The 25,339-nt window shown below is 64.3% G+C and carries 26 protein-coding genes; 20 read left to right on the top strand and 6 right to left on the bottom strand.

What is annotated here, in order from left to right; all coding sequences use genetic code 11:
* Positions 1-53: 53 nt before the first annotated feature.
* Positions 54-1,364 (bottom strand): amidohydrolase family protein, encoded by a 1,311-nt coding sequence (locus ASD58_RS29550; RefSeq protein WP_057266002.1) that lies wholly within the window; start codon positions 1,362-1,364, stop codon positions 54-56.
* 145 nt (positions 1,365-1,509) lie between these two features.
* On the opposite strand from ASD58_RS29550, the gene aqpZ reads away from it, so the two are divergent.
* Together aqpZ and ASD58_RS29540 are read left to right on the top strand one after the other, a co-directional pair.
* Complete coding sequence (gene aqpZ / locus ASD58_RS29545; protein WP_057266000.1) at positions 1,510-2,199, top strand: aquaporin Z; 690 nt, start codon at positions 1,510-1,512, stop codon at positions 2,197-2,199.
* 119 nt (positions 2,200-2,318) lie between these two features.
* Positions 2,319-2,651 carry a cupin domain-containing protein gene (locus tag ASD58_RS29540; protein WP_057265998.1) on the top strand — a complete coding sequence of 111 codons (333 nt, stop codon included), beginning with the start codon at positions 2,319-2,321 and terminating at the stop codon, positions 2,649-2,651.
* On the opposite strand, the gene ASD58_RS29535 is transcribed toward ASD58_RS29540, so the two are convergent.
* The 5 genes from ASD58_RS29535 to ASD58_RS29515 form a co-directional block, all read right to left on the bottom strand.
* Positions 2,632-3,660 (bottom strand): NAD(P)H-dependent glycerol-3-phosphate dehydrogenase, encoded by a 1,029-nt coding sequence (locus ASD58_RS29535; protein WP_057265996.1) that lies wholly within the window; start codon positions 3,658-3,660, stop codon positions 2,632-2,634. The genes ASD58_RS29540 and ASD58_RS29535 overlap by 20 nt on opposite strands.
* A 5-nt stretch (positions 3,661-3,665) precedes the next feature.
* Positions 3,666-4,112 carry an SH3 domain-containing protein gene (locus ASD58_RS29530; protein ID WP_057265994.1) on the bottom strand — a complete coding sequence of 149 codons (447 nt, stop codon included), beginning with the start codon at positions 4,110-4,112 and terminating at the stop codon, positions 3,666-3,668.
* An 85-nt stretch (positions 4,113-4,197) separates the two neighbouring features.
* Entirely contained in the window at positions 4,198-4,689 is a 492-nt protein-coding gene (gene secB / locus ASD58_RS29525) for a protein-export chaperone SecB (RefSeq protein WP_055928071.1), read from the bottom strand.
* A 140-nt stretch (positions 4,690-4,829) separates the two neighbouring features.
* Positions 4,830-5,090, bottom strand: a complete 261-nt coding sequence (gene grxC / locus ASD58_RS29520; RefSeq protein ID WP_057265991.1) for a glutaredoxin 3 — start codon at positions 5,088-5,090, stop codon at positions 4,830-4,832.
* 4 nt (positions 5,091-5,094) lie between these two features.
* Positions 5,095-5,496: a rhodanese-like domain-containing protein gene (locus ASD58_RS29515; RefSeq protein ID WP_057266261.1), complete on the bottom strand. Its 402-nt coding sequence runs from the start codon at positions 5,494-5,496 to the stop codon at positions 5,095-5,097.
* Positions 5,497-5,599: 103 nt separating this feature from the next.
* On the opposite strand from ASD58_RS29515, the gene gpmA reads away from it, so the two are divergent.
* The 18 genes from gpmA to ASD58_RS29425 all read left to right on the top strand — a co-directional run bounded on the left by gpmA (position 5,600) and on the right by ASD58_RS29425 (position 25,316).
* Positions 5,600-6,346 carry a 2,3-diphosphoglycerate-dependent phosphoglycerate mutase gene (gene gpmA, locus ASD58_RS29510; RefSeq protein ID WP_057265990.1) on the top strand — a complete coding sequence of 249 codons (747 nt, stop codon included), beginning with the start codon at positions 5,600-5,602 and terminating at the stop codon, positions 6,344-6,346.
* An 11-nt stretch (positions 6,347-6,357) separates the two neighbouring features.
* The gene (locus tag ASD58_RS29505; protein WP_373994490.1) at positions 6,358-7,800 is read left to right on the top strand and encodes a murein hydrolase activator EnvC; all 1,443 of its coding nucleotides are present in this window, start codon (positions 6,358-6,360) and stop codon (positions 7,798-7,800) included.
* Positions 7,801-7,816: 16 nt separating this feature from the next.
* Entirely contained in the window at positions 7,817-9,223 is a 1,407-nt protein-coding gene (locus ASD58_RS29500; RefSeq protein ID WP_057265988.1) for a S41 family peptidase, read from the top strand.
* Positions 9,224-9,976, top strand: coding sequence for a molybdopterin-synthase adenylyltransferase MoeB (locus ASD58_RS29495; protein ID WP_057265985.1), 753 nt, complete (start codon positions 9,224-9,226; stop codon positions 9,974-9,976).
* Between the two features lie 15 nt (positions 9,977-9,991).
* Positions 9,992-12,118 carry an amidohydrolase family protein gene (locus ASD58_RS29490; protein WP_057265983.1) on the top strand — a complete coding sequence of 709 codons (2,127 nt, stop codon included), beginning with the start codon at positions 9,992-9,994 and terminating at the stop codon, positions 12,116-12,118.
* Between the two features lie 37 nt (positions 12,119-12,155).
* Complete coding sequence (gene gspG / locus ASD58_RS29485) at positions 12,156-12,590, top strand: type II secretion system major pseudopilin GspG (RefSeq protein WP_057265982.1); 435 nt, start codon at positions 12,156-12,158, stop codon at positions 12,588-12,590.
* The gene (locus tag ASD58_RS29480) at positions 12,562-13,068 is read left to right on the top strand and encodes a GspH/FimT family pseudopilin (protein WP_082565777.1); all 507 of its coding nucleotides are present in this window, start codon (positions 12,562-12,564) and stop codon (positions 13,066-13,068) included. The genes gspG and ASD58_RS29480 overlap by 29 nt, the downstream gene beginning before the upstream one ends.
* Positions 13,069-13,071: 3 nt before the next feature.
* On the top strand, positions 13,072-13,434 hold the full coding sequence (gspI, locus tag ASD58_RS29475) for a type II secretion system minor pseudopilin GspI (protein WP_057265980.1): 363 nt from the start codon (positions 13,072-13,074) through the stop codon (positions 13,432-13,434).
* On the top strand, positions 13,431-14,105 hold the full coding sequence (locus ASD58_RS29470; RefSeq protein ID WP_057265978.1) for a type II secretion system protein J: 675 nt from the start codon (positions 13,431-13,433) through the stop codon (positions 14,103-14,105). Before gspI ends, ASD58_RS29470 begins: the two co-directional genes overlap by 4 nt.
* A complete protein-coding gene (gene gspK / locus ASD58_RS29465) occupies positions 14,102-15,082 on the top strand; it encodes a type II secretion system minor pseudopilin GspK (RefSeq protein WP_057265976.1) in 981 nt (326 codons plus the stop codon). The genes ASD58_RS29470 and gspK overlap by 4 nt, the downstream gene beginning before the upstream one ends.
* A gap of 20 nt (positions 15,083-15,102) precedes the next feature.
* Positions 15,103-16,338, top strand: coding sequence for a type II secretion system protein GspL (gene gspL / locus ASD58_RS29460; RefSeq protein ID WP_057265974.1), 1,236 nt, complete (start codon positions 15,103-15,105; stop codon positions 16,336-16,338).
* Positions 16,338-16,856, top strand: a complete 519-nt coding sequence (gene gspM, locus ASD58_RS29455; RefSeq protein WP_057265972.1) for a type II secretion system protein GspM — start codon at positions 16,338-16,340, stop codon at positions 16,854-16,856. Before gspL ends, gspM begins: the two co-directional genes overlap by 1 nt.
* Positions 16,853-17,626 carry a type II secretion system protein N gene (locus tag ASD58_RS29450; RefSeq protein ID WP_057265971.1) on the top strand — a complete coding sequence of 258 codons (774 nt, stop codon included), beginning with the start codon at positions 16,853-16,855 and terminating at the stop codon, positions 17,624-17,626. The genes gspM and ASD58_RS29450 overlap by 4 nt, the downstream gene beginning before the upstream one ends.
* On the top strand, positions 17,626-19,833 hold the full coding sequence (gene gspD, locus ASD58_RS29445; protein WP_057265969.1) for a type II secretion system secretin GspD: 2,208 nt from the start codon (positions 17,626-17,628) through the stop codon (positions 19,831-19,833). The genes ASD58_RS29450 and gspD overlap by 1 nt, the downstream gene beginning before the upstream one ends.
* Positions 19,834-19,842: 9 nt before the next feature.
* A complete protein-coding gene (gene gspE, locus ASD58_RS29440) occupies positions 19,843-21,267 on the top strand; it encodes a type II secretion system ATPase GspE (RefSeq protein ID WP_057265967.1) in 1,425 nt (474 codons plus the stop codon).
* A gap of 3 nt (positions 21,268-21,270) precedes the next feature.
* A complete protein-coding gene (gspF, locus tag ASD58_RS29435) occupies positions 21,271-22,491 on the top strand; it encodes a type II secretion system inner membrane protein GspF (protein WP_057265964.1) in 1,221 nt (406 codons plus the stop codon).
* Positions 22,492-22,506: 15 nt separating this feature from the next.
* Positions 22,507-23,082, top strand: a complete 576-nt coding sequence (locus ASD58_RS29430; RefSeq protein WP_057265962.1) for a type II secretion system protein N — start codon at positions 22,507-22,509, stop codon at positions 23,080-23,082.
* Between the two features lie 128 nt (positions 23,083-23,210).
* Positions 23,211-25,316 (top strand): patatin-like phospholipase family protein, encoded by a 2,106-nt coding sequence (locus tag ASD58_RS29425; RefSeq protein ID WP_229210150.1) that lies wholly within the window; start codon positions 23,211-23,213, stop codon positions 25,314-25,316.
* The last annotated feature ends 23 nt before the right edge of the window (positions 25,317-25,339 follow it).

Raw genomic sequence — 25,339 nt, 5'->3', positions numbered from 1 at the left:
GGATTGAATTTATTGCAATTACTTCGGTAACGCAAGCGAAATTTGAATGCTTGCTATTCCTGCTTGAAGACTTTGCCGGCCGCCATCACGAATGGCACCCGCTTCAGTACCTTCACATCCTTCAGCGGATCGCCATCAACCGCGATGATGTCGGCAGCCTTGCCCGCTTCCAGGGTGCCGGCGACGGCGGAAACACCCAGCAGGTCGGCGGCGTTGACGGTGGCCGCCTTGATCGCTTCGGCCGCGGTCATGCCGAATTCCACCATGTACTCGAATTCATCGGCATTACGGCCATGCTTGGACACGCCGGCATCGGTGCCGAAGGCGATCTTTACGCCGCTCTTGTGCGCCAGCCTGAAGGCCTTGCCGGTAATGCCGATGCGCCATTTGATCTTTTCCAGCACGGCCGGCTCATAGGCATTCGGCTTGGCTGCCAGGCGCTCCTTGTAGCCGTTCACAGTCGACATGGTGGAGACGTAATAAGCCCCCGATTTCAGGAACAGATTGACGCTGCCTTCGTCCAGCATGGTGCCGTGCTCGATCGAATCCGCGCCCATGGCCAGTGCCAGGTCGATGCCGTCCTTGCCGTGCGCATGCACCGCCACCTTCTTGCCGTACAGGTGGGCGGTATCGACCAGGGCTTTGGCTTCATCGTCGAACATCTGCCTATTGACGCCGGCGCCGATCTTGCTGTTGACGCCACCGGTGGTGGCGATCTTGATCACGTCCACGCCGCGGCCGACCTGCAGGCGCACGGCCTTGCGGCAGGCCTCCGCGCTGTCGCACACGTTATCGGTGTGGATCGCTTCCTGCACCCAGTCGGCATAACCGAGGCGGCCGTCCATATGGCCGGAGGTGGTCGAAATCGGCATGCCGGCATCGATGATGCGCGGGCCCTTGGCCCAGCCTTTTGCAATCGCGTCGCGCAGCGCCAGGGTGATGCCCTGGTCGCTGTCGCCCAGGTTGCGCACCGTGGTGAAGCCGGCGTTCAGCGTCTTGCCCGCATTCATTTCCGCCTCATAGGCCCAGGCCGCGGCGCTGGTGGTCACGCCTGCCAGCGCGCCTTCAAGCCCGGCGCGGTCGGACACCAGGTGCACATGGCTGTCGATCAGGCCAGGCAGCACGAAGCGCCGGCGCAGGTCGATCACCCTGGCGCCCGGATAGCGTTCGGCGCCGACAAAGCCATCCAGCACGGCCAGGACCTTGCCGTCTTCCACCACCAGGGTCGAGTTGCCGCGCGGCGCCTGGCCCGGCTTGTCCAGCAGGGTGCCGGCCTGGATCAGGGTCGGTGCAGCAGCGGCAGCGCCGCAGGCGAAAGTGAACGCCGCAGCAATTGCGGAACGCAGGGGGAAGGAGGACGGCATGGCATTCCTATCGTGGTGAAAGTTCACAAATGTAGCACGCCGGATATCGCATGTGTTCCGCAGTGCAACACATCACACCGTTGTCATTTCCGCCATTTATAGTTAGTCTGTTTGCACAATTACTAACTGTCAACGGAGGTGTGACATGCAAAAACTGGGTGCGGAATTCTTCGGTACGTTCTGGCTGGTGTTGGGCGGTTGTGGCAGCGCGGTGCTGGCGGCAGCTTTTCCTGGCGTGGGGATTGGCTTGCACGGGGTGTCGCTGGCCTTTGGCCTGACGGTGCTGACCATGGCCTTCGCCATCGGGCATATTTCGGGTTGCCACTTGAACCCGGCCGTGTCGGTCGGCTTGTGGCTGGGCGGCCGTTTCCCGGCCAAGGACCTGCCGGGATATATCGTGGCGCAGGTGCTGGGCGGTATCGCGGCGGGCGGCGTGCTGTACCTGATTGCCAGTGGCAAGGCTGGCTTTGATGTTGCGGCCGGTTTCGCCTCCAACGGTTACGGCGAGCATTCGCCTGGTGGCTACAGCCTAGTGGCGGCACTGGTGACGGAAGTAGTGATGACGGCCTTCTTCCTGGTTGTGATCCTGGGCGCGACCGACAAGCGCGCGCCGGCCGGCTTCGCGCCGATCGCCATCGGCTTGTGCCTGACGCTGATCCACTTAATCTCGATTCCGGTCACCAATACTTCGGTCAACCCGGCGCGCAGCACCGGCGTGGCGCTGTACGTCGGTGGCTGGGCCGTGGCGCAGTTGTGGCTGTTCTGGGTGGCGCCGATCGTTGGCGCCGGCGTAGGCGCAGGCATCTACCGCGTCATCGGCGGCGAGCAGAAGTAGATTAAATGGGGACGTACCCCATTTATTGATTTCGCCGGCAGGATCAGGTGCGCTGAAAAAATGGGGTACGTCCCCATTTAATCCTTGCTGCTATCATTGGGATTATCCAGGGAGGGTATATGGCGCTACCACATGCATCATCCGGGCAAGTGGTCCGGATCAGCCGCGAGGCCGGTGAAAGCCTGTCGCAATTTTCTTCCATTGCACTGGCCAAGACGGAGCAGCTCGAATTGATCCGCATGACCGTGCCCGCGGGCCGCGCCTTGCCGGAGCACGCGGTGCGCGGCCAGATCACGCTGCAATGCCTGGAGGGGGAAGTGTCCTTCGATGCCCATGGCCGCACCACCATCCTGCGTGCGGGCGAGCTGCTGTTCCTGGAGGGCGGCGCGCCCCATTCCTTGCAGGCGAACGCCGATTCCCTGTTGCTGCTGACTATTTTGCTGCCGGATTGAAGCTTTCGTAGCGCGGGTCGCGCGCCAGCAGGCCCTGTACCAGGTCGGCTGGCTGCAGGCCGTCGAACAGCACGCTGGCGACCGCATTCGTGATCGGCATGTCCACGCCGAGGCGGCGCGCCAGTTCGCGTACCGCTTTTGCGCAAGGCACGCCCTCGGCCACATGGCCCAGTTCATTGACCACGGTTTCCAGCGACTTGCCTTGCGCCAGGCCCAGGCCCACGCGGCGGTTGCGCGACAGGTCGCCAGTGCAGGTAAGGATCAGGTCGCCCATGCCGGTCAAGCCCATGAAGGTCTCGACGCTGCCGCCCAGTGCGGTGCCAAGGCGGGTGATTTCAGCCAGGCCGCGCGTGATCAGGGCGGCGCGTGCATTCAGGCCCAGGCCCATGCCGTCCGCTACGCCGGTGGCAATCGCCAGCACGTTTTTCACAGCGCCGCCTACTTCCACGCCGACGATGTCTTCGCTGGAATAGACGCGCATGGTGCCGCCATGCACGGCGCCCACCACCAGCTCGCACAGGGCGGCATCGGAGGAAGCAATCGTCAGCGCGCAAGGCAGGCCCTTGGCCACTTCCTGCGCGAACGATGGGCCGGACAGCGCGCCGGCCGGCACGCCGTCACCCAGCACTTCGCGCACGATCTGGTGCGGCAGCATGCCGGTGTCGTATTCGAAGCCCTTGCACAGCCAGACGATGTTCGGGATCTGCTTGCCCTTCAAGGCATGCAGCAGCGGGCGCAGTCCAGCCACAGGGCAGGCCGCGATCAGCAGGCCATCCTGACCCGCATGGGCCACGGCGGCGTCGAAATCGGAACTCACCTGCAGCGCTGGCGGGAAAGGATAGCCTTTCAGGTAATTGGTATTGTCGCGGGCGGCGGCCATTGCAGCCATCGCGGCGGCATCGCGGCCCCACAGCACCACATCGTGGCGGGCGGCGACTGCGATGGCAACAGCGGTGCCCCAGGCGCCTGCGCCCAGCACGCTGATCTTGCGTTTGCCTTCTTGCTGCATCTTGCTCAGTTACCCCAGATATCGTTGCTGCGCACGTAGCCAACCAGGCCGTCGCGGTGCTTGACCTTGGTCCAGCCATTGGCGGCCGGTTCGGTCAGTTCCAGCAGCACGCCCTTGTCGGCGATGAACACCACCGGCGAAGTATCGTCGGCCGCGCCGCGCACCTTGGTATTGGCAGCGCGCACGATCACGTTGCGCTGCTTGTTGCTCAAGCCCTTGGCTTCAGTCCAGGCCAGGTCGCCGGCCATATCGCGCACCTTGACCCACTCGCCGTAAGTCAGCACCACTTCCAGCGGGGCGCCGGAAGGGACGATGTATTGCTTGGCTGCCCGGGTCGACGGGGCGCCGTACAGCACGGCAGGATTGGCGCCGACCGCCCGGTAGTCGATGGCCTGGGCGCTGGCGCAGGCCAGCAGCGCGGCGGCAATGGCGACAATTCGGCGTAAATTCATCGATTAGAACCTTAAAAATGCGCAAAGGCCCGCGGGGGCCTTTGCATGCGGGGGAACCGTGGTTCCCCATGATATCGCAGAAGTATTACTGTACGGTTGCCGAGCCTTCGACCGGGGTCGCGCCAGCGTCAGCAGCTTGCTGCTGGGCGATGGCTGCCAGGCGCTGCTGGTAGAACACTTCGAAGTTGATTTCGGCCAGGTGGATCGGAGGGAAACCGGCGCGGGTGATCATGTCGGCGATGTTTGAACGCAGGTATGGGTACACAATGTTCGGGCAGCCGATGCCCAGCAGTGGGTCCAGTTGCTCGGCTGGAATATTGCGGGCTTCGAAGATACCGGCCTGTTTGCCTTCAACCAGGAAAGCGACTTTGTCCTTGATCTTGGCAGTCACGGTCACGGTCACGGTGGACTCGAAGATGCCTTCGGACAGCGGCTCAGCGCCAACGTCCAGCGCCACTTCGATCGAAGGGGCTTCCTGTTCCAGGAAGATTGCTGGGGAATTAGGCTGTTCCAGCGACATGTCTTTCAGGTAGACGCGTTGGATTTGGAATACAGGTTGCAGGTTTTCTTCAGACATGGAACGCTTTCGTATCAGTTATATAGTTAATGCTTGTCCAGGCCACGGGGGGTAAGCCCAAGTCAAACGCGACGGCAATTGTAGCAAAACTGAACTATCTTCCAAGGTTTTGCCCGCATGTCCGTTGTATTTGGGGGCGTTTAACCTTTTAACAAGGGGTCGAGGCCGCCAGCCTGGTCCAAAGCATACAAATCGTCAAAACCGCCAACGTGGGTGTCGCCGATATAGATCTGCGGCACGGTGCGGCGGCCGGTCTTTTCCATCATGAGCTGGCGCTGGGCCGGGTCGAGGTCGACGCGGATCTTGTTGATGGCAGTGACACCCTTGCTTTCCAGTAAACGTTCGGCGCGCACGCAATATGGGCACACCAGGGTGCTGTACATGGTAACGTTGGCAGTCATTTTCTTAGCTCCGTGTCAGTGGCAGGTTTTGCGACTTCCAGGCATCGATGCCGCCTTCCATCACGACAACGTCGGAGAAACCGGACTTTTCCAGCATGCGGGCGGCGCTGAAGGCGCTGATCCCTTTATCGCATACCACCACCAGGGTCTTGTCCTTGAACTTTTTCAGTTCGTCCATGCGCTTGCCCAGTTCGGCCAGTGGAATATGCTTGGAATCGATGATACGGCTTTCGGCCTTGTCCTTGGCGCGCACATCGAGAATGCCGGCTTTGCCGCGGTTGATCAGCAGGGTGACTTCGGCTGGCGAAGCTTTTTTGCCGCGCTGGGTCAGGACTGGGAACAGCAGGGCGCCGCCGGACAACAGGACGATGGCGATCAGAAAAATATTGTCGATGATGAATTTCACGGTAATCCAATGGTTGAACTTAATCTGCGCATTATAAAATAGATGCTTGTTCGTGGCTTCGGCGGCGATTTTCACCCATTTCCAACTCTATTGTTATAGCTCTATGTATAAAATCGTATTCATGCGTCACGGCGAGTCCACCTGGAACCTGGAAAATCGCTTTACCGGCTGGACCGATGTGGACCTGACCGAAAAAGGCGTCAACGAAGCCAAATCTGCCGGCAAAATCCTGAAAGATGCTGGCTTCTCCTTCGACCTGTGCTACACCTCCGTGCTCAAGCGCGCCATCCGCACCCTGTGGCTGACACTGGACGAGATGGACGAAATGTATGTGCCGATCAAGCATGATTGGCGCCTGAACGAGCGTCATTACGGCGCCCTGCAAGGCCTGGACAAGGGCGAAACCGCCGCCAAGTTCGGCGATGCGCAGGTGCTGGTATGGCGCCGCAGCTACGATATCCCGCCGCCAGCGCTGGAAGCCGGCGATGACCGCGCCTCCTTCAGCGACCCGCGCTACGCCGGCTTGCCGAAGGATTCCATTCCGCTGACCGAATGTCTGAAAGACACCGTGGCGCGCGTGATGCCGGCCTGGAACGATGACATCGCCCCAGCCATCAAGGCCGGCAAGCAGATCCTGATTTCGGCCCACGGCAACAGCCTGCGCGCCCTGATCAAGATGCTCGACGGTATCAGCGACGAGGAAATTGTCGGCCTGAACATCCCGAACGGCCAGCCGCTGGTGTACGAACTGGATGCCGACCTGAAGCCGATCAAGCATTACTACCTGGGCGACCCGGCCGCCATCGCCGCCGCCCAGGCTGCCGTGGCAAACCAGGGCAAGGCCAAGTAATCCCCGTGGCCTTGCATCCGACTCGCCGCGCTTGGCGTGGCGTTGCGCTGGCCCTGCTATTGGCGCTGGGGGCCGTGCATGGCGCTTATGCCGCTCCGAAGCCGACCGAACGCAGCAAGCAAAAAGCTGCGGCCGAAACAGAACGGGCGGCATTGTCGCGCAAGCTGGCCACCCTGAAGGCGGAAATCGGCAAGACCGAGAGCGCCAAGGAAGACGCGGCCGACACCCTGGCCGAGTCGGAGGAAGCCATTTCCGACGCCAATCGCACCCTGCGCGACTTGGCGGCGGAGCAATCCCAGATCAATAGCAAGGTGGCCGAGCTGGCTGCCGAGCAGCTGCGGCTGTCCGCCACCGTGGCGGCCCAGAAGCAGCAACTGGCCAAGCTGCTGCGCGAGCAGTACGTGGCCGGCAATGAAGACCGCATCAAGCTGCTGCTGTCGGGCGACAATCCCAACCGCATCAACCGCGAACTGCAACTGATGGCCTATGTGTCACAGTCGCAGGCCAAGCTGCTCGACTCCCTGCGCGCCAACCTGAAAAAGGTCGAGGAAAACCAGGCCGAGGCCCAAAACGCCAAGCAGGAACTGGACGAAATCGCCGCGGAAGAAAAGCAGCAGAAAGCCAAGCTGGAACAGGAAAAGGGCCGCCGCGCCGCTGCCCTGGCCAGCCTGTCCAAGAAGCTGGTGGCGCAGCGCAAGGAAGCGGGCCGCATGGAGCAGGATGCCCAGCGCCTGGATGCCCTGGTCGACAAGCTGAATAAGCTGATCGAAGAACAGGCGCGTATCGCCGCCGCCGAAAAAGCGCGCCAGGAAAAGCTGGCCGCCGAACGCGCCGCCAAGGCCAAGGCGGAAGCGGAAGCGCGTGCGCTGGCCCGCGCCAAGGCGCAGGCCGAGCGCGAGCGCCTGGCACAGGAAGCGAAGAAAGCCGGCAAGCCGGCGCCAAGGCCGCTGCCGGTCGAAGACGAGCCGAAGGTCGCCGCCAAGCCGGAACCTTCCGAGCAGCGCGACGAGAAATCGCCGCGGCCATCCGAGGTGGCGTTGGCGCCGGTGGTGCCGGATGGCGTGTTCGCACGGCTGAAAGGCGAGTTGCCGATGCCGGTCGCGGGCAAGGTGGACAAGCGCTTCGGCAGCAAGAATGCCGACGGCGTGGCCTGGAAAGGCATGGTGGTGAAAGCCGCCGCCGGCGCCGAAGTCCGTGCCGTGGCGGCTGGCCGCGTGGTGTACGCTACGTCGCTGCGCGGCTATGGCAATTTCATTATCATCGACCACGGCGGCCAGTATTGGAGCGGCTACGGCTACAACGAGTCTGTGCTGAAACGCGCCGGCGACGTGGTGAAAGCGGGCGAGGTGATCGCCACCGTCGGAAATACCGGCGGTTACGAAGAATCGGGTTTATACTTTGAAATGCGCCACCAGGGCAAGCCGATCGATCCGGCCGGGTGGGTCAAGTTCTAGCGGCGGAAAGCAATCAATGGGCAACAAAACGAAGAGTCTGGGCCTGGTCGGCCTTGGTATGGTGGCTGGCATAGCCGTCTCGATGCAGTTTTCCGCCCTTGCGCAAAAGGCCGCGACGCCTTTGCCGCTGGAAGAACTGCGCACCCTGTCCGAAGTGTTCAGCCTGATCAAAACCGACTACGTCGAACAGGTCGACGACAAGAAGCTGCTGCAGGACGCCATCGCGGGCATGGTGTCCTCGCTCGATCCGCATTCCACCTACCTCGATAAGGCCGCATTCAAGGAAATGCGCGAATCCATCCACGGCAAGTTTGTCGGCATCGGCATCGAGGTCGGCGTGGAAGACGGCTACATCAAGGTGGTGGCGCCGATCGAGGATTCGCCAGCCTGGCGCGCCGGCATCAAGGCGGGCGACCTGATTACCCGCCTCGACAGCCAGCCGCTGAAAGGCCTGTCGCTGGACGAAGCGATCAAGAAAATGCGCGGCGAGCCGCGCACCAAGGTGGTGCTGACGGTGTCGCGCAAGGATGAAGAAAAGCCGCTGCTGATTCCCATCGTGCGCGAAGAAATCCGCGTGCAAAGCGTGAAGCTGAAGATGGTGGAGCCGGACTACGCCTGGCTGCGCATCTCGCAATTCCAGGAACCGACAGTGGAAGACATGGCGAAGAAGCTCAGCGCCCTGTATGCCAGGAACCCGAACATCAAGGGCCTGGTGCTGGACCTGCGCAACGACCCGGGAGGCGTGGTGCAGGGTGCGGTCGGCGTTTCGGCCGCCTTCCTGCCGAAGGATGCGCTGGTGGTGTCGACCGACGGCCAACTGGCCGATTCCAAGCAGGCTTTCCACGCCACGTCGGAAAACTATTCCAGCCGCAGCGGCGGCGACCCGCTGGCCAAGCTGCCGGCCGCGCTGAAAACCGTACCGATGGTGGTGCTGGTCAATGGCGGCTCCGCCTCGGCTTCCGAAATCGTGGCCGGCGCCTTGCAGGACTACAAGCGCGCCATCGTGATGGGCAGCCAGACTTTCGGCAAGGGTTCGGTGCAGACGCTGCGCCAGATCACCGCCGATTCGGCCGTCAAGCTGACCACCGCGCGCTACTTCACGCCGAACGGCCGCGGCATCCAGGCCAAGGGCATCGTGCCCGACGTGCTGGTGGACGAAACCTCGGAAGGCGATGCCATCAACAGCCTGCGCCTGCGCGAAGCGGACTTGCAGAAACACCTGGCCAACGGCGACGGCGAAGAAGACAAGCAAGGGCGCATCCGCCGCGACGAACTGGAAGAAGAGCAGCGCCTCCTGGCCGCCGCGAAAAAGCAGAAGCCTTTCGAGTTCGGCGGCAAGGACGACTTCCAGCTCGAACAGGCACTGCGCCATTTCAAAGGCTTGCCGGTGAAGACCGCCAAGCCGGAACTAGCAGCGCAGTAAATGAACGACCAGCAGTTGCTGCGTTATTCGCGCCACATCCTACTCGATGAAATCGGCATCGAGGGGCAGCAGGCGATGTTGCAGGGCAGGGCGCTGGTGATCGGCGCCGGCGGCCTCGGTTCGCCGGCCGCGCTCTACCTGGCCTCGGCCGGCATCGGCCAACTGACCATCGTCGACCATGACAGCGTCGACCTGACCAACCTGCAGCGCCAGATCGCCCACACCACCGAGCGTGTCGGCCAGCCCAAGGCGGAATCGGCGCGCACCACGCTGAATGCCATCAATCCTGAATGCCAGGTGAATGCCCTGGTCGAGCGCGTCGACGATGCGCGCCTGGCAGCGCTGGTGGCGCAGCACGACGTGGTGCTCGATTGCACCGACAACTTCAAGACCCGCCATGCCGTCAACCGTGCTTGCGTGGCGCATCGCGTGCCGCTGGTGTCGGGCGCCGTGATCCGCTTCGACGGGCAGGTCAGCGTATTCGATACGCGGGTGTCCGGACCTTGCTATTCCTGCCTGTTCCCGCAAGACCAGCCATTTGAAGACGTGGCCTGCTCCACCATGGGCGTGTTCGCGCCGCTGGTGGGCGTGGTCGGCGCCATGCAGGCAGCCGAAGCGCTCAAGCTGGTGATGGGCATCGGCGAATCGCTGTCCGGCCGCCTGCTGCTGCTGGATGGATTGCGCATGGAGTGGAACAGCATTAGCATCACCCGCAACGAAGCCTGTCCTGTGTGCGGGACACAACATCAATAAACAGGAGATCCAATAATGAAGCGAGTTTCCGCCGTCCTGGCGTTGGCGATCGCAAGTGCGTTCAGCGCACAGGCGGCAGTCACGCAAACCACCCGCTATCTCATCATTTCCGAAAACAACGGCAAGCAGATGGGCGAGCAGGTGGTGGAAAACCACGACGACGGCTTGACCAAGGTTCGCTACATTTACAAGGACAATGGCCGCGGTCCCGAGCTGACCGAAGAATTCCGCCTGGCTGCCGACGGCACCATGTCGCACTACCATTCCAAAGGCAATTCGACCTTCGGCGCAGTGGTGGACGAAGTCTTTGAGCGCAACGGCGACAAGGCCTCCTGGAAGTCCACCACCGAGCAAGGCGCAACAGATGTCAACGGCCCGGCCGTCTACGTCGCGCTGAACGGCAGCTTCGAAGTCGACTCGCGCGCGATTGCCGCACTGGCCAAGACGCCGAACGCCAGCATCCCGCTGCTGCCTTCCGGGACCTTGAAGCAGGTCGTGCTCGATGAAGTGCAGGTTGCGGGCCCTGGCGGCCAGTCGCAGCAGGTGCAACTGGTGGCGCAGACCGGCCTGGGGCTGAGCCCGAAATTCCTGTGGATCACCAAGGGCGCCAATCCCTCCCTGTTCGCCGTCGTCGAGCCGGGCACCTTCGTGTTCGCCATCGAGGGCTGGCAAGGCAACGGCAAGCTGCTGGCCGAGCGCCAGAAAGCTGCCGAAGCGAAAATGCTGAACGACATGGCCGCCAAGCTGCAGCACCCGCTGCAAGGCCTGACGGTGGTGAAGAACGCCCGCATTTTTGACAGCAACAAGGCCACCGTCGGCGCACCGTCCGACGTGTATGTGCTGCGCGGCCGCATCGCCGCCATCATGCCGGCCGGTTCGCCGGTACGCGGCGCCGTCAACGAGATCGATGCCGCGGGCCGCATCATGCTGCCAGGACTGTTCGACATGCACGGCCACATCGGCCGCTGGGAAGGCGCGCTGCACGTTGCTGCCGGCGTGACCACGCTGCGCGACATGGGCAATGACAACGCCCAGCTGCAGATGATGATCGACGAGACTGCGGGCGGCAAGCTGCTGGCGCCGCAAATCGTGCCGGCCGGCTTCCTGGAAGGCGAAAGCCCGTATTCGTCGAACGGCGGCTTCGTGGTGAAGACGCTGGAGCAGTCCAAGCGCGCCATCGACTGGTACGCCGAGCATGGCTACCCGCAACTGAAGATCTACAACTCCTTCCCGAAAGAGATCCTGAAGGACACCGTGGCCTACGCCCATTCGCGCGGCATGCGCGTCTCCGGCCACGTGCCGGCCGGCCTGCGCGCCCAGCAGGCGCTGGATGCCGGCTACGACGAGCTGCAGCACATCAACCAGGTCATGCTGAACTTCCTGTTCAAGCCGGGCGTGGAAACCCGCAGCCTGGAGCGCTTCTACCTGCCGGCCGAAAAAGTCGCGGACCTGGACTTCAACTCGAAGGAAGTGAAGGACTTCGTCGGCACGCTGAAGAAAAAGCAGATCGTGATCGACCCGACCCTGGCCACCTTCGCCTTCCTGAAGCAGAAGGACGGCGACGTCAACGAACCGTGGGCGGCAGTGGAAGGCAATATGCCGCCTGACGTGGCGCGCGGCTTCCACGTCGGCACCATGAAGATCCCGGATGCCGCCACCCAGGCGCGCTACGAGAAATCTTTCGCCAAGATGGTGCAGTTCGTCGGCACCCTGCATAAAGCCGGCGTGCCGATCGTGGCCGGCACCGACGACCTGGCCGGCTTCACCCTGCATTCGGAGCTGGCCTTGCTGGTGAAGGCGGGCCTGACCCCGGCCGAAGCGATCCAGATCGCTACCCGCAACGGTGCCCGCTACACCCGCACCAGCGGCGACCGCGGCAGCATCGAAACCGGCAAGCTGGCCGACCTGGTGCTGGTCGACGGCGACCCGACCAGGGATATCCAGGACCTGCGCAAGGTATCCGCCGTGATCACGCGTGGCCAGGTGATCTATCCCAAGGAAGTGGACGAGGCGCTGGGCATCAAGCCTTTCGTCGCCGGCGTGCCTGCGGTGAAGCCGCTGGAAGCGGTGCCGTCGAATATCGCCGGTTCCAACGACGGGGTGTTGCGCCACGCAGCCGCATTTGGCCGCAAGCACGATTGAATCACTTATACTGCCAGTTTAATTTTTCGTGAATCTTATGCAAAAACCAAGCAAACGCCGCTCCGGCGGCTTCACGCTGATCGAGATCATGGTTGTCGTGGTGATCATGGGCGTGCTGGCGGCCCTGGTGCTGCCTAAGGTGCTCGACCGGGTCGGCCAGTCCAAGACTGCCGCCGCCAAGGTCGAAATCTCCACCATCATGCAGGCGCTGAAGATGTACAAGCTGGATAACCAGCGCTACCCGACCACGGAACAGGGCCTGCAAGCCCTGATGTCCAAGCCGACCGCCGGCCCGGCCGCCAACGGCTGGAAGGCGCCGTACCTGGAAAAAATGCCGAAGGACCCATGGGGCAACCCGTACCAGTTCCTGTCCCCGGGCGTAAAGGGTGAAATCGATGTGTTCTCTTATGGCGCCGACGGCCAGCCAGGCGGCAGCGGCGACGATGCAGATATCGGTTCCTGGGAAATTTAAGCGTTCGGCTGCGCATTCGGCGGCGCATTCGTTTGGATTCACGCTGATCGAGCTGCTGGTGGTGCTGGTCATCATCGGCATTACGCTCGGCCTGACCGTGATGAATGTCGCGCCGTCCCAGGCGCAGGCCATGCAGAAGGAAGCGCAGCGTATTGCGCTCCTGATGCAGCTGGCGCGCGATGAAGCCATCGTGCGCAACCGCCCGATCGCCTTCGAGGCGGGGCCGGACAGCTACCGCTTCCTGGTGCGCAACGACAAAACCTGGGAGACGCTGCCGCAGGACGACCTGCTGCGCGAACGCCCGTTCCAGTTCAGCCCCATGACGCTGCTGCTCGACCCGCCGACCAATGTGCCGGGTACCATGCGCATTGTCTTCGGCCGCGAGCCGGTCGACCGGCCGTTCATGCTGACCATGGCCAGCGGCGACCTGCGCGCCATCATCCGTGCCGACGGCGTCGGCCATTTCACGGTGGACTGAAGAATGCGGCAAAGAGGCTTTACCCTGCTGGAAGTGCTGGTGGCGCTGCTGATCGTCTGCACCGCGCTGGGCGCTGCCTTGCGCGCCATGGGTAGCCTGACGCAGAACAGCGAAGGCCTGCGCACCAATATGATGGCCATCTGGTCGGCCGAGAACCGCATGGTGCAAGTGCGGCTGGCCAAGGTCTGGCCGGCGCCGGGCAAGACCACCTTCGAATGCCCGCAAGCCGATTTCAAGTTCATTTGTGAAGAAGTGGTGTACTCCCTGCCGAACCCGCGCATGCGCCGCATCGAGGTGAGCGTGTTCGACGCCAGCGCGCCGGAGCGCCGCATCACGTCGCTGAATCAACTGGTGCTGCAAGAATGAAGAACGCGCGCGGCTTTACCTTGATTGAACTGCTGGTGGCGATCACCGTGCTGGCCATCGTTGCCGTGCTGGGTTGGCGTGGCCTGGATGGCATCGTGCGTTCGCGCGAGCAGCTCACGCTGAACATGGAGCAGACGCGCGGCACCCAGCTCACCTTCGCCCAGATGCAAAGCGACCTGGAACAGATCGCCGACAAGCCCTTGCTGCGCGAGCGCCAGACTATGCTGGCCGAGAACAACCGCCTGGTTTTCGTGCGTACCGTGATGGTCGAGAATGCGGCGTCCCAGCTCCAGGTGGTCAGCTACACCATCCGCGACGGCCTGCTGTCGCGCACCGAATCGCGCGGCGCACGCGACCTGATCGAACTCGACGCGCTGTGGAAAGCCGCCCTCGAACAATCGGGTCCGCAGTCGCCGGTGGGCTTGCAGTCTGGCGTCGCCAATATGGAATTCCGGGTGTGGGAGGGCGGCGGCTGGCGCCAGCCGGGCAATTCAGCGACTTCGGCATCCGAGCCGAAGTGCGCAGATCCCGACCCGAACAAATGCAAGGATTTGATGGCGAAGGCCGCGGCGGCGAACAAGGCGGAAGGCCCGAGCGGGCTGGAAATCTCGCTGCAAATCCAGGGGCAGCCGGCGCCGCTGGTCAAAGTTTTCCTGCTGGGGTCCGTATGAAACGACGCATTCCGGCCCGCCAGCGCGGTGTAGCTGTTGTTACGGCGCTACTGTTAACCACCCTGGCCGTGACCATCGTGGCCAGCCTGTTCTGGCAGCAGCAGGTGCAGGTGCGCTCGATTGAAAACCAGCGCCTGCACTCCCAAACGCGCTGGATTGTGCGCTCCGGGCTTGATCTGGCGAGGCTTATCCTGCGCCAGGACATGCTCGATAGCCGTAGCATGACGCGCGCTGACGGCCTGTGGGCCACGCCGCTGGCCGAAACGCGGCTCGACGACTTCGTCAAACGCGAAAAGATTGAAGGCGAAACTTTCGACGCGACCATTTCTGGACAGAATTACGACGCACAATCGCGCTACAATCTTGCGAATCTGGCCAGTACGACCGGGGCTGGCGGCATCAACAAGAAACAGGTGGCGGTATTTGCCCGCCTGCTGCAAATCCTGCAGCTTGACCCGTCGCTGGCCAAGGCTGTGGCGATCCAGGTTGCGCGCAGCGAGGGCGCTGGCCTGTTGCAGCAGCCGCCGGGAAGCCCGCCGTCGCCGGATGTCGAAGCGGTGCCTCCGGGCAGCGGACAGCCGATGAAGATGCTGCGGGCCGAGGATTTGCTGTCGGTGGCGGGCTTTGACCAGAAAGCCATCGACAAGCTGCGCGACCTGGTGGTTGTCTTGCCCGCTGCGACGCCGATCAACGTCAACACGGCGCCGGCGGAAATCCTGGCGGCCTTGATCAACGGCTCGGTGTCGGAGGGGCAGAACCTGGTGGTGGCGCGCAAGCGCGCTCCCTTCCTCAACGTCGGCAACTTCAAGCAGAACGCGGGTAAGCCGCCGCTGCTGCAGGACAGCGACATGGACTGCCGCAGCGACTACTTCCTGGTGATGAGCCGGGTGAAGCTGGATCGGGCGGAACTGGTGTCGTGGTCGCTGATCCACCGCGACCAGAACGGCACCCAGGTGGTGTGGATACGGGAAATTTAAGGAAATAGGGAAGGCCAGCTTTGACAACACTCTACATTCGGTATCCGGCCCGCGCCGCAGCCGCCGACAACGGCGTGCCGGCGAGCTGCCAGTTCGCGCTGGTGGGCGATGGCGGCAATGTGATGCAGCAGGGCGCCGGCGCGCTGGGCAACCTGGGCGAGCTGGTGTCGAGCGCGCGCCGCGTGGTGCTGCTGCTGGCCGCTGCCGATGTCTCGCTGCTGAAGGTCAAAATGCCGCCGCTGTCGGGCGCCCGCCTGAAGGCCGCCCTGCCTAACCTGGTGGAAGAACAAGTGCTGGGCGATCCGGCCGACTGCGTGCTGGCCCTGGCTCCCGCCAGCGGCGACAGCGACGAACGCGTTGTGGCCGTGGCCAACCGCGCCTGGCTGGAAGTGCTGGTCAAGGCCCTGGTGGCGCAAGGCGCGCATGGCGTATCGGCGCTGCCGGTGCAATTGAGCCTGCCGCTGGCGCCGGGCAGCGTGTCCGCCGCCCTGGGCGTGGACGATGCCGGCCTGGAGCTGACCTTGCGCAGTGCGCCCAACGAAGGCCTGGGCCTGACCCTGCCGAATGCTGCCGAACCAGCCCTGCATACCGTGCGCGCGCTGGCCGGCGAAGCCCCGGTCACCCTGTATGTGGCGCCGGCCCAGCGCGCCGAATATGCCGCAGCGGCAGCCAATGTGCCGGGCATCACGATTGAAGAAGACAACTGGGTGCACCGCATTGCAGCTGCCAAGGCAGTGCCATTCGACCTGGCTGCAGGCCTGGGTGCCGTCAGCGGCGCCACCGCCCGTGCCTGGGCGCGCTGGAAATGGCCTTACCGCATCGCCATTGCGGCGGTGCTGGTCAATATCGTCGGCATGAACTGGGAATGGCTGCGCCTGAGGGCCGAAGCCAAGGCGCTGACCCAGAACATGACCCAGGTATTCCGCGCTGCCTATCCCAACCAGCCGGTGAGCGGCGATCCGGCGGACCAGATGCGCAAGAATATCGCCCGGGCGCGCGCTGCCGCCGGCGGTGGCGGCGGTCCCGATGAATTTACCAATATGAGCGCCGCGCTGGGCGAAGCGCTGGCCGTGCTGCCCAACCGCGAAGCGGTGGCAGGCATCGAATACAAGGAACGCAGCATGACGGTCAAGTTCAAGCCGAACAGCGTCGACGCCAACGCGCTGGCGCAGGTGCAGGCCGCACTGGCCCAGCGCAAGATGAGCGCCACCGAAACCGGCCCCGGCGTGTGGCAGGTGAAGGCAGGGGGCAAGTGATGGCAAAGCTGAACGACACCATCGCTGGCTACCGCGCTGCTGCCGCCACCTGGTGGGCGGCGCGCAACGAACAGGAACAGCGCATGCTGACCATTGGCGGCATCGTGGTCGCCCTCGGTCTGGTGTGGGGCGTGCTGATCGACCCGGCCTTGACTGGCCGCGCCAAGCTGCAGAAAGAGCTGCCGCAACTGAACCAGCAGTTGGCGGAATTGCAAGCGCTGGCCGGTGAAGCGACCCAGTTGGCGGCCCAGCCTCCGGTGCAGCCGCAGCCCCTGAGCAAGGACGGTGTGGCGGCACGGCTGCAAGCGGCCGGCCTGACCACGCAAAACCTGGCAGTCACGGGCGATTACATTAAAGTGGAATTCAAGGGGGTGCCGTTTGCCGGCCTGGTGACCTGGCTGGATGCGATGCGCCGCGAGCAGCGCGTGCTGGTGCAGGAAGGCAGCGTGACGCAGCAAGGCCCGGCCGGCCAGGTCGATGCCAACCTGACCATGCGCCAGGAGTCTTCCGCACAATGAAGCGCGCAGTGTTGTGGTTGTTGGCGATCATCCTCAGTGCCGGCCTGACCGTGCTGGTTTTCCTGCCGGCGAGCTGGATGGGGCAGATTGTGGAAAGCCAGAGCGGCGGCCGTTTGACCCTGGGCGACGCCCAAGGTACGCTGTGGCGCGGTTCGGCCTTCATCGGCGGCGCCGCCAGCAAGGATGGGGCGGTGACGCCGCTGCTGCCCGGACGGTTCAGCTGGCGCCTGTCGCCGCTGGTCCTGTTTGGCAGCGTCGACGTGGAACTGCAAAACCCGGATGCGCTGACGCAGCCGGTAACGCTGCGCGGCGGCTGGAACAATTGGGACGTCAGCCCGGCGGCGCTGATGCTGCCGGCCGACGGCCTGGCCGGATTGGGCGCGCCATTGAATACGCTGGCGCCAAGCGGCCGCATGAAATTGTCCTGGACTTCGTTGCACCTGGCGCGCGAAGGGCAGGCGGTGTCGCTGAATGGGCGCACCACGCTGGAAATGCAGGACATGTCGTCGCGCCTGACGCCGGTGAAGCCTTTGGGCAGCTACCAGTTGGCCTTCGACTGGAAGGGCCAGCAAGCCGCGCTGGCGCTGAATTCACAGCGCGGACCCTTGCTGTTAAGCGGCGCAGGAAAGTTCGCCAACGGTCGGCTGGAGTTTTCCGGCCAGGCGGAAGCGGCAACAGGATTTGAAGACCAGCTTGGCGGCTTGTTGAGCATGCTGGGCCAGCGTAAGCCAAATAGCGTTAAAAACGTCATTGCACTAGAGTTCCGATAATGAAAACACACACTGCAAGCCCAACCCCCTTCCCGGCGCTGCGCCGTTTGAGCGCTGCCGCGCTGCTGTGCTGTGCGCTGGCGCCTGCCGCCGCTCCGGTCACGGCCTGGGCCCAGCCCAATGACGAAGCCGCGCTGAATTTTGTCGGCGCCGACATCGAATCGGTGATCAAGGCAGTCGGCCATTACACCAACATCACCTTCCTGATCGACCCGCGCGTCAAAGGCACGCTGACCCTGGTCTCTGAAAAATCCATCACCAAGTCGCAAGCCTTCCAGTTGCTGGCCTCCGCGCTGCGCCTGCAAGGCTATGCCATTGTCAGCGGCGACGGTTACGCCAAGGTGGTGCCGGAAGCGGAAGCCAAGCTGCAGGCCTCGCCGACCATCATCGGCGGCCAGAAAAGCCCGCAGGGCGACCAGATCGTGACCCAGGTCTTCCACCTGAACCACGAAAACTCGGCCAACCTGGTGACCGTGCTGCGTCCCCTGATCACGCCGAACAACACCATCAACGCCAACCCGGGCAACAACACCCTGGTGATCACCGACTATTCGGACAACCTGAAGCGGCTGGCCAAGATCGTCGCTTCGCTGGACGCACCTTCCTCGGCCGACCTCGACGTGGTGCCGGTGCGCTACGCCATCGCCAGCGACCTGGCCACCATGATCAACAAGCTGATGGAACCGGGCGCCGGCGGCGACTCCGGCCGCGTGACCCTGGTGCCGGACCCGCGCACCAACTCGCTGGTGGTGCGCGCACCGTCGGCGGCACGCGCCAACCTGGCCAAGTCCCTGATCGCAAAGCTGGACCAGCCGACCGCGCAGGCGGGCAATGTGCACGTGGTGTACCTGAAGAATGCGGAAGCCAGCAAGCTGGCCGAGACCTTGCGTTCCGTGGTGTCGGGCGATGGCGGCAGCAGCCAGTCCGGCAGCAATAGCGGCAGCCTGAACTCGCTGGGCGGCGCCGGCAGCGGCAACAGCCAGATGGGCCAGTCCGGCCTTGGCTCGTCGTCGCAGTCGGGCACCGGGCAGAACGGCCCGAGCAACCCGGCGCTGCAAAGCGGCAGCCGCAGCGGCGCGCAGTCCTCGGGGGCGGGCGGTTCTGCCGGCTACATCCAGGCCGATGCCACCACCAACACCCTGATCATCACCGCGCCGGAAGCCGTCTACCGCAGCCTGCGCACCGTGATCGACCAGCTCGACGTGCGCCGTGCGCAGGTCTACATCGAATCGATGATCGTCGAAGTCAATGCCGACAAGCTGTCCGAGTTCGGCGTGCAGTGGGCGGGCCTGAGCGGCAACTCCAACAGCAGCTATCGCGTCGGCGGCGGCACTTCCTTCGCGACCGATTCCGGCAACAACATCATCAGCCTGAACAACATCGCCAATGGCGCCACCGGCACCAGCCTGACGCCGCCGGGCGCCGGCCTGACGCTGGGCGTGTTCAAGCAGCTCGCCAATGGCAAGCTGGGGCTGGGCGCGATTGCCCACGCGCTGGGTTCGGACGGCGACAGCAACATCCTCTCCACGCCGAACATGATCACGCTGGACAACGAAGTGGCAACCATCAAGGTTGGCCAGAATGTGCCAATCGTGACCGGCTCGTACACCAACACCGCCGGCACCGCCGGCAACCCGTTCACTACGGTGGACCGCAAAGACGTTGGCATTACCCTGAAAGTGCGCCCGCAGATTTCCGAAGGCGGCACCATCAAGCTGGCGATCTATAACGAAAGCTCGAGCATCGATACCAGCGTGACCTCCACCAGTGGCCTGATCCTGAAGAACCGCGTGATCGAAACCAACATCCTGGCCGACGACGGCCAGGTGCTGATCCTCGGCGGCCTGATCCAGGACGACACCAGCGACGGCGTGGAAAAAGTGCCGGGCCTCGGCGACATCCCGCTGATCGGCAATCTGTTCAAGTACCAAAAGCGCCAACGCAAGAAGACCAACCTGATGGTGTTCCTGCGCCCGGTGGTGGTGCGCAACCGCGAGCAGCAAATGAGCCTGACTGCCGACCGCTACGACTTTATCCGCGGTTCGCAGGAAGCGTCGCGGCCTGAAGCGAGCATGGTGGTGCAGGATCTGGGCCGCCCGACCCTGCCGGAACTGGTGAACGGCGAGCCGAATGGCGGCGGCCAGATGGTGCGCCCGATTCCGCCGGCGCCACGCACCGTGCCTGAACAGAAGCAACAGCAACAGTAAAAGCGAGCAATGACCAACCTCCTGCCCTACGCCTTCGCACGCGACTTCCTGGTGCTGGCCCAGCCCAGCGCCGAAGCCGAACACGCGGTCGATGTCATGATGTCGGCCGCCACGCCGGCTTCGGCGATCGCGGAAGTGTCGCGCCGCTTCGGCCGCATCAACCTCAAGCACCTGTCGCGCGCCGACCTGGAAGCGGCGATTGCCACTGCTTATGCCAGTGCCAGCGGCGACGCCTCGCAAGTGGCGGAGGAATTCGACGCCGACCTGGACCTGACCAAGCTGCTGCAGGACGTGCCGGCGATCGAGGATTTGCTGGAATCGTCCGACGATGCGCCGGTGATCCGCATGATCAATGCACTGCTGACGCAAGCACTGCGCGACGGCGCATCGGACATCCACATCGAACCGTTCGAGCAGACCTCCGTGGTGCGCTTCCGTGTCGACGGCGCGCTGCGCGACATCGTGCGACCGCGCAAGGCGATCCACGGGTCGCTGATCTCGCGTATCAAGATCATGGCGCAGCTGGACATCGCCGAAAAGCGCCTGCCGCAAGACGGCCGCATTACGCTGCGCGTAGGCGGCAAGCCGGTCGACGTGCGTGTTTCGACCCTGCCGACCGGCCATGGCGAACGCGCCGTGCTGCGCCTGCTGGACAAGGAGGCCGGCCGCCTCGACCTGTCCCACCTCGGCATGAGCGAGAAGATGATGGGGCAGTTCAATAGCCTGATCAACCAGCCGCACGGCATCGTGCTGGTCACCGGGCCGACCGGCTCCGGCAAGACCACCACGCTGTACGCTGCGCTGTCCATGCTGAACAACACTTCCACCAACATCATGACGGTGGAAGACCCGGTCGAATACGACCTGCACGGCGTGGGCCAGACCCAGGTCAACGCGCGTATCGACATGACCTTCGCCAAGGCCCTGCGCGCCATCCTGCGCCAGGACCCGGACGTGATCATGATCGGTGAGATCCGCGACCTGGAAACCGCGCAGATCGCGGTGCAGGCCTCGCTGACCGGCCACCTGGTGCTGGCGACCCTGCACACCAACGACGCCGCGGCTGCCGTGACCCGTTTGCTGGACATGGGCATCGAGCCGTTCCTGCTGTCCTCGTCCCTGCTTGGCGTGCTGGCCCAGCGCCTGGTGCGCAAGCTGTGCCCAAGCTGCAAGACTTTCGACGGCACCCAATGGAAGGCCGTGGGCTGCGAACATTGCGGCAACACCGGCTACCAGGGCCGCGTCGGCATCTACGAGCTGCTGCAGACGGACGAACATATCCGGGCCCAGATCCACGACCGCACCTCGGAAGCGGAAATCCGCGTGACCGCACAGCAGCACGGCGGCATGACCACCATGCGCGAAGACGGCGAACGCTGGCTGCAGCAAGGCGTCACCACGCCGGCCGAATTGCTGCGCGTGACAAAGGACTAAGCGATGCCGGCCTTCCGTTATGAAGCCGTCGATGCGGCAGGCGCCAGCAAGAAGGGCGTGGTCAATGCCGACAGCGCCCGCTCCGCGCGTGCCGACCTGCGTTCGCAAGGCCTGGTGCCGATCAAGGTCGACGCCATCTCGGCGCAAGTCGATGCCAGCGGCGCCACCTCGCGCCGCGGCTTCGGCGAAAAGCTCAGCACCACGGAGCTGGCGCTGTTCACGCGTCAGCTCGCCAGCCTGCTGGAAGCGGGCTTGCCGCTGGAGCAAGCCTTTACCGCCTTGCTGGAACAGGCCGAACGCCAGTACGTGCGCGACCTGGTGGCGTCGATCCGCTCGGAAGTGATGGGCGGTTCCTCGCTGTCGGACGCGCTGTCGCGCCACCCGCGCGACTTCCAGGAAATCTACCGCGCCCTGGTCGCATCGGGCGAGCAGATCGGCCAGTTGTCGCGTGTGCTGTCGCGCCTTGCCGACTATATCGAACGGCGCAATGCGCTGGTGCAGAAGGTCAAGCTGGCCTTCACGTATCCGGCCATCGTAACCGTGGTGGCCTTCCTGATCGTGATCTTCCTGCTCACCTACGTGGTGCCGCAGATCGTATCAGTGTTTGCCAACACCAAGCAAAAGCTGCCGCTGCTGACGGTGATCATGCTGGCGATCTCGGACTTTGTGCGCAGCTACGGCTTTGTCGTGCTGGGCCTGCTGGTTGCCGGCGGCTTCGTGGTGCGGCGCATGCTGCAGAACCCGGAGATCAAGCTGCGCTGGCACACCTGGCTGCTGACCGCGCCGCTGTACGGCAAGTTCGAGCGCAGCCTGAATACTTCGCGCTTCGCCAGCACCCTGGCGATTACCACCGGCTCCGGCGTGCCTATCCTGCGCGCGCTGGAAACCAGCCGCGACACGCTGTCCAACGTGGCCATGCGCGATCTGGTTGAGCAGGCCAGCGACTCGGTGCGCGAAGGCGCCAGCCTGGCCCGTTCGCTATCGGCACAGAAGCACTTCCCGCCGATGCTGATCCACATGATCCGCGCCGGCGAAATCACCGGCGAACTGCCCGCCATGCTGGACCGGGCGGCCAGCGCGCAGGAATCCGACCTGGAGCGCCGCACGCTGACCATCGCCGGCCTGCTGGAACCGATGCTGATCCTGGCGATGGGCGTGGTGGTGCTGCTGATCGTGCTGGCCGTGCTGATGCCGATCATCGAAATCAATCAGCTCGTGCGCTGAACCTGGAGAATTGAATTGAAACGTTTGCCTTTGATTTGCAGTGTGGCCGCCGTTGCGGTGCTGTCTGCCTCGCTGGCCTACTGGGGCATGCAGCTATTCAAGCCGAAGCAGCGCCCGATTGCGGCGGTGCCGGTGGCACAGGCGCCGGAAGCGAACATGGATGCGGCGCGCGGGCTGTTCGGCGGGAACACGGCGGTGGCTGTGGTCAGCAATTACCAGTTGCGCGGGGTGGTGGCCGATACGCGCGGCCACGGCAGCGTGGCGATTATTTCCGCCGACGGGCAGCCGGCCAAGGCATTCCCGGTCGGTTCCGAACTGTCGCCTGGCGTCAGCGTGAAGGACGTGCAGCCGCGCCATGTGATCCTGATGGAAGGCGGGGTGCAGAAGCGCCTTGACCTGATGAACGACCAGGGCGTGAGTTCGAGCGGCGGCATTATGCCTCCGCTCGGCATGGGCGGGCCGCAGGAGCCGCCGCCAGTGCCGCTGCCGCAACCGGCTACGCCGATGACCCCGCCGCCAGTGCAGATGGCGCCGGCCCAGCCGCCAACCACTTCGGCGCAGCCGACAGGCGGAGCGCCGCAAGCGCGATGAGGCGCTTAGTATTTTTACTTGCATTGTGCGCGGGCCTGGCCAGCGCAACAGAAAACCGGCAAACCGGGGGCGGACCCGCAGGGTCTGGCACGGAATTACCGGTTGCAAAGCGCCCGAGAGTCGCCCTGGTGTTATCCGGCGGCGGCGCCCGCGGCTTCGCCCACGTCGGCGTGCTGCGCGCCCTGCAGGACATGCGCATTCCGGTCGACATCGTCGTCGGCACCTCGATGGGCAGCGTCATCGGCGGCGCCTGGGCCGCCGGCGCCTCCCTGAAAGACCTCGAGCGCATGGCCGCCACCACCGACTGGGACAGCGTGGTCGCCGACCGCCCGGCGCGCGACGAGCTGCATTTCCGCCGCCGCGACGAAGACATCCAGATCCCGTCCCGCATCGAATTCGGCATCACGCGCACAGGCGTGCTGGGCCCGCCCGGCGCCGCCAGTAACGCCGCGCTGGAGATGGCCCTGCAGCGCCTGCTGCCGCGCGGCACGCGCGACCTGCCGGTCAGCCAGTTGCCGCTGCCATTCCGCTCGGTGGCCTCCGATCTGCTGACCGGCGAGCTGGTAGTGCTCGACAACACGCCGCTGTTCCAGACCATCCGCGCTTCGCTGGCCGTGCCGGGCGTGTTCGCACCGGTGCGCATCAAGGACCACCTGGTGGTGGACGGCGGCCTGGTCCGCAACCTGCCGGTCGACATGGCGCGTGCCATGGGCGCCGACATTGTCATCGCCGTCAACGTCGGCACCACGCTGGCGCCGGAGAAGGAATTGGGCAGCGCGCTGGGCGTGGCCAACCAGATGTTGCAGATCCTGACCGAGCAGAACGTCCAGCGCTCGCTCAGCGAGTTGCGCAAGGACGACATCCTGATCGCGCCCAAGCTGGATGGCGTGACCTTCCTCGACTTCTCCACCTGGGAGAAAGCCATGGCGGCCGGCGAGGCCGCCGCGCGCGAGCTGGCGCCGCGCCTGGCGGCGCTGGCATTGCCGGAGCGCGACTACATCAGCATGGAGAGCCTGCGCCTGGCAACGCCGGCCGACTCCGACCGTCCCGTCAAGCTGGCCAAAGTGCAGATCCAGGGTACGCGCGACGTGAACCCGGAAGTGCTGGAAAAGCAGTCCGGCCTCGAGCCCGGCCAGCCCACTACGCGCGAACAGGTGCGGCAAGCCGCCATTGCGCTGTACGGCCGCGGCGACATGGCCCGCGTGGAAACCGATATCGACGACGTGGATGGCGAACGCACCGTCACCATCCGCACCACGGAAGCCGAGTGGGCGCGCAGCCGCATGCGCGTCGGCCTCGAGCTGGCCAGCGACTTCCGCGACTCGAACAATTTCGCCATCAAGGTGATGCACGTGCTGTCTGCGCTCAATAGCTGGGGCGGCGAACTGCGCACCGAAGGACGCATCGGCAATGAGCGCGGCCTCGGCGTCCAGTGGTGGCAGCCGCTGGGGCCCGGCTCGCAATGGTTCGTGATGCCGTCGGCGCAGATCGGCAGGATTGCCGGCGATATCTTCCTGAAGGAGCAGCGCATGTCGCGCGTGGCTTACAGCACGCGTGCCGCTTCCTTCGCGCTGGGACGGCAGTTCGGCAACTGGGGCGAACTGTCGATAGGCGTGACACGCCAGGCCAATTCGGTGCGGCCGCTGATCCCGCAAGACCCGACGATCCCCGTCAATCGGGTGTACAACAGCAAGACTTTCGCCCGCTTCCGCGTCGACACGCTGGATTCGCTGGCCTTTCCGACGCGCGGCACGCTGATCACCATCGGCCGCGAGCAAACGCCGGGCAGCGGCCGAAGTGTCGGTTCGGCGGGCGTCAACTGGGGGGCGACCGCGCTGCAGGCTTTCGAGTGGAATGATTGGGCGGGCCACGTGTCGTTGGAATGGGCCAAGGCGCAAGCGGGGGCGTCGCCGGTGACGCTGGGTGGCTTCCTGCGCCTGTCGGGCACGTCGACCGACTCGATCCAGGAACCGACGATCCTGCTGGGACGCCTGGTGCTGGCGCGCCGCATCGCTGCGCTGCCGAGCGCTTTCGGCGGCAACATGCGGGCCGGCTTCTCGCTGGAGACCGGCGGCGGTTTTGACCGCGGGACGACTGCGACGGGACGCGCGTTGAAACAGGCCGGCAGCGCCTTCCTGTCGGTGGAGACCCGTTTTGGCCCGCTGTTCCTCGGCGCCGGCGCCACCCGCAATGGCGAGGAGACGCTTTACCTGTTCCTCGGCCCGATCTGGTGATTTCAGCGTAATTCAGAAATTAT

Source organism: Duganella sp. Root1480D1, from assembly GCF_001427305.1.
Taxonomy (GTDB): Bacteria; Pseudomonadota; Gammaproteobacteria; order Burkholderiales; family Burkholderiaceae_D; genus Rugamonas.
The sequence above is the reverse complement of the archived record's forward strand: the minus strand, read 5'-3'. Positions and strand labels throughout refer to the sequence as shown.

Coding starts and splice junctions, on each gene's coding strand:
- ASD58_RS29550 (WP_057266002.1), bottom strand. CDS start 1,364: ATGCCGTCCTCCTTCCCCCTGCGTTCCGCAATTGCTGCGGCGTTCACT.
- aqpZ (WP_057266000.1), top strand. CDS start 1,510: ATGCAAAAACTGGGTGCGGAATTCTTCGGTACGTTCTGGCTGGTGTTG.
- ASD58_RS29540 (WP_057265998.1), top strand. CDS start 2,319: ATGGCGCTACCACATGCATCATCCGGGCAAGTGGTCCGGATCAGCCGC.
- ASD58_RS29535 (WP_057265996.1), bottom strand. CDS start 3,660: ATGCAGCAAGAAGGCAAACGCAAGATCAGCGTGCTGGGCGCAGGCGCC.
- ASD58_RS29530 (WP_057265994.1), bottom strand. CDS start 4,112: ATGAATTTACGCCGAATTGTCGCCATTGCCGCCGCGCTGCTGGCCTGC.
- secB (WP_055928071.1), bottom strand. CDS start 4,689: ATGTCTGAAGAAAACCTGCAACCTGTATTCCAAATCCAACGCGTCTAC.
- grxC (WP_057265991.1), bottom strand. CDS start 5,090: ATGACTGCCAACGTTACCATGTACAGCACCCTGGTGTGCCCATATTGC.
- gpmA (WP_057265990.1), top strand. CDS start 5,600: ATGTATAAAATCGTATTCATGCGTCACGGCGAGTCCACCTGGAACCTG.
- ASD58_RS29500 (WP_057265988.1), top strand. CDS start 7,817: ATGGGCAACAAAACGAAGAGTCTGGGCCTGGTCGGCCTTGGTATGGTG.
- ASD58_RS29495 (WP_057265985.1), top strand. CDS start 9,224: ATGAACGACCAGCAGTTGCTGCGTTATTCGCGCCACATCCTACTCGAT.
- ASD58_RS29490 (WP_057265983.1), top strand. CDS start 9,992: ATGAAGCGAGTTTCCGCCGTCCTGGCGTTGGCGATCGCAAGTGCGTTC.
- gspG (WP_057265982.1), top strand. CDS start 12,156: ATGCAAAAACCAAGCAAACGCCGCTCCGGCGGCTTCACGCTGATCGAG.
- ASD58_RS29480 (WP_082565777.1), top strand. CDS start 12,562: ATGCAGATATCGGTTCCTGGGAAATTTAAGCGTTCGGCTGCGCATTCG.
- gspI (WP_057265980.1), top strand. CDS start 13,072: ATGCGGCAAAGAGGCTTTACCCTGCTGGAAGTGCTGGTGGCGCTGCTG.
- ASD58_RS29470 (WP_057265978.1), top strand. CDS start 13,431: ATGAAGAACGCGCGCGGCTTTACCTTGATTGAACTGCTGGTGGCGATC.
- gspK (WP_057265976.1), top strand. CDS start 14,102: ATGAAACGACGCATTCCGGCCCGCCAGCGCGGTGTAGCTGTTGTTACG.
- gspM (WP_057265972.1), top strand. CDS start 16,338: ATGGCAAAGCTGAACGACACCATCGCTGGCTACCGCGCTGCTGCCGCC.
- ASD58_RS29450 (WP_057265971.1), top strand. CDS start 16,853: ATGAAGCGCGCAGTGTTGTGGTTGTTGGCGATCATCCTCAGTGCCGGC.
- gspD (WP_057265969.1), top strand. CDS start 17,626: ATGAAAACACACACTGCAAGCCCAACCCCCTTCCCGGCGCTGCGCCGT.
- gspE (WP_057265967.1), top strand. CDS start 19,843: ATGACCAACCTCCTGCCCTACGCCTTCGCACGCGACTTCCTGGTGCTG.
- gspF (WP_057265964.1), top strand. CDS start 21,271: ATGCCGGCCTTCCGTTATGAAGCCGTCGATGCGGCAGGCGCCAGCAAG.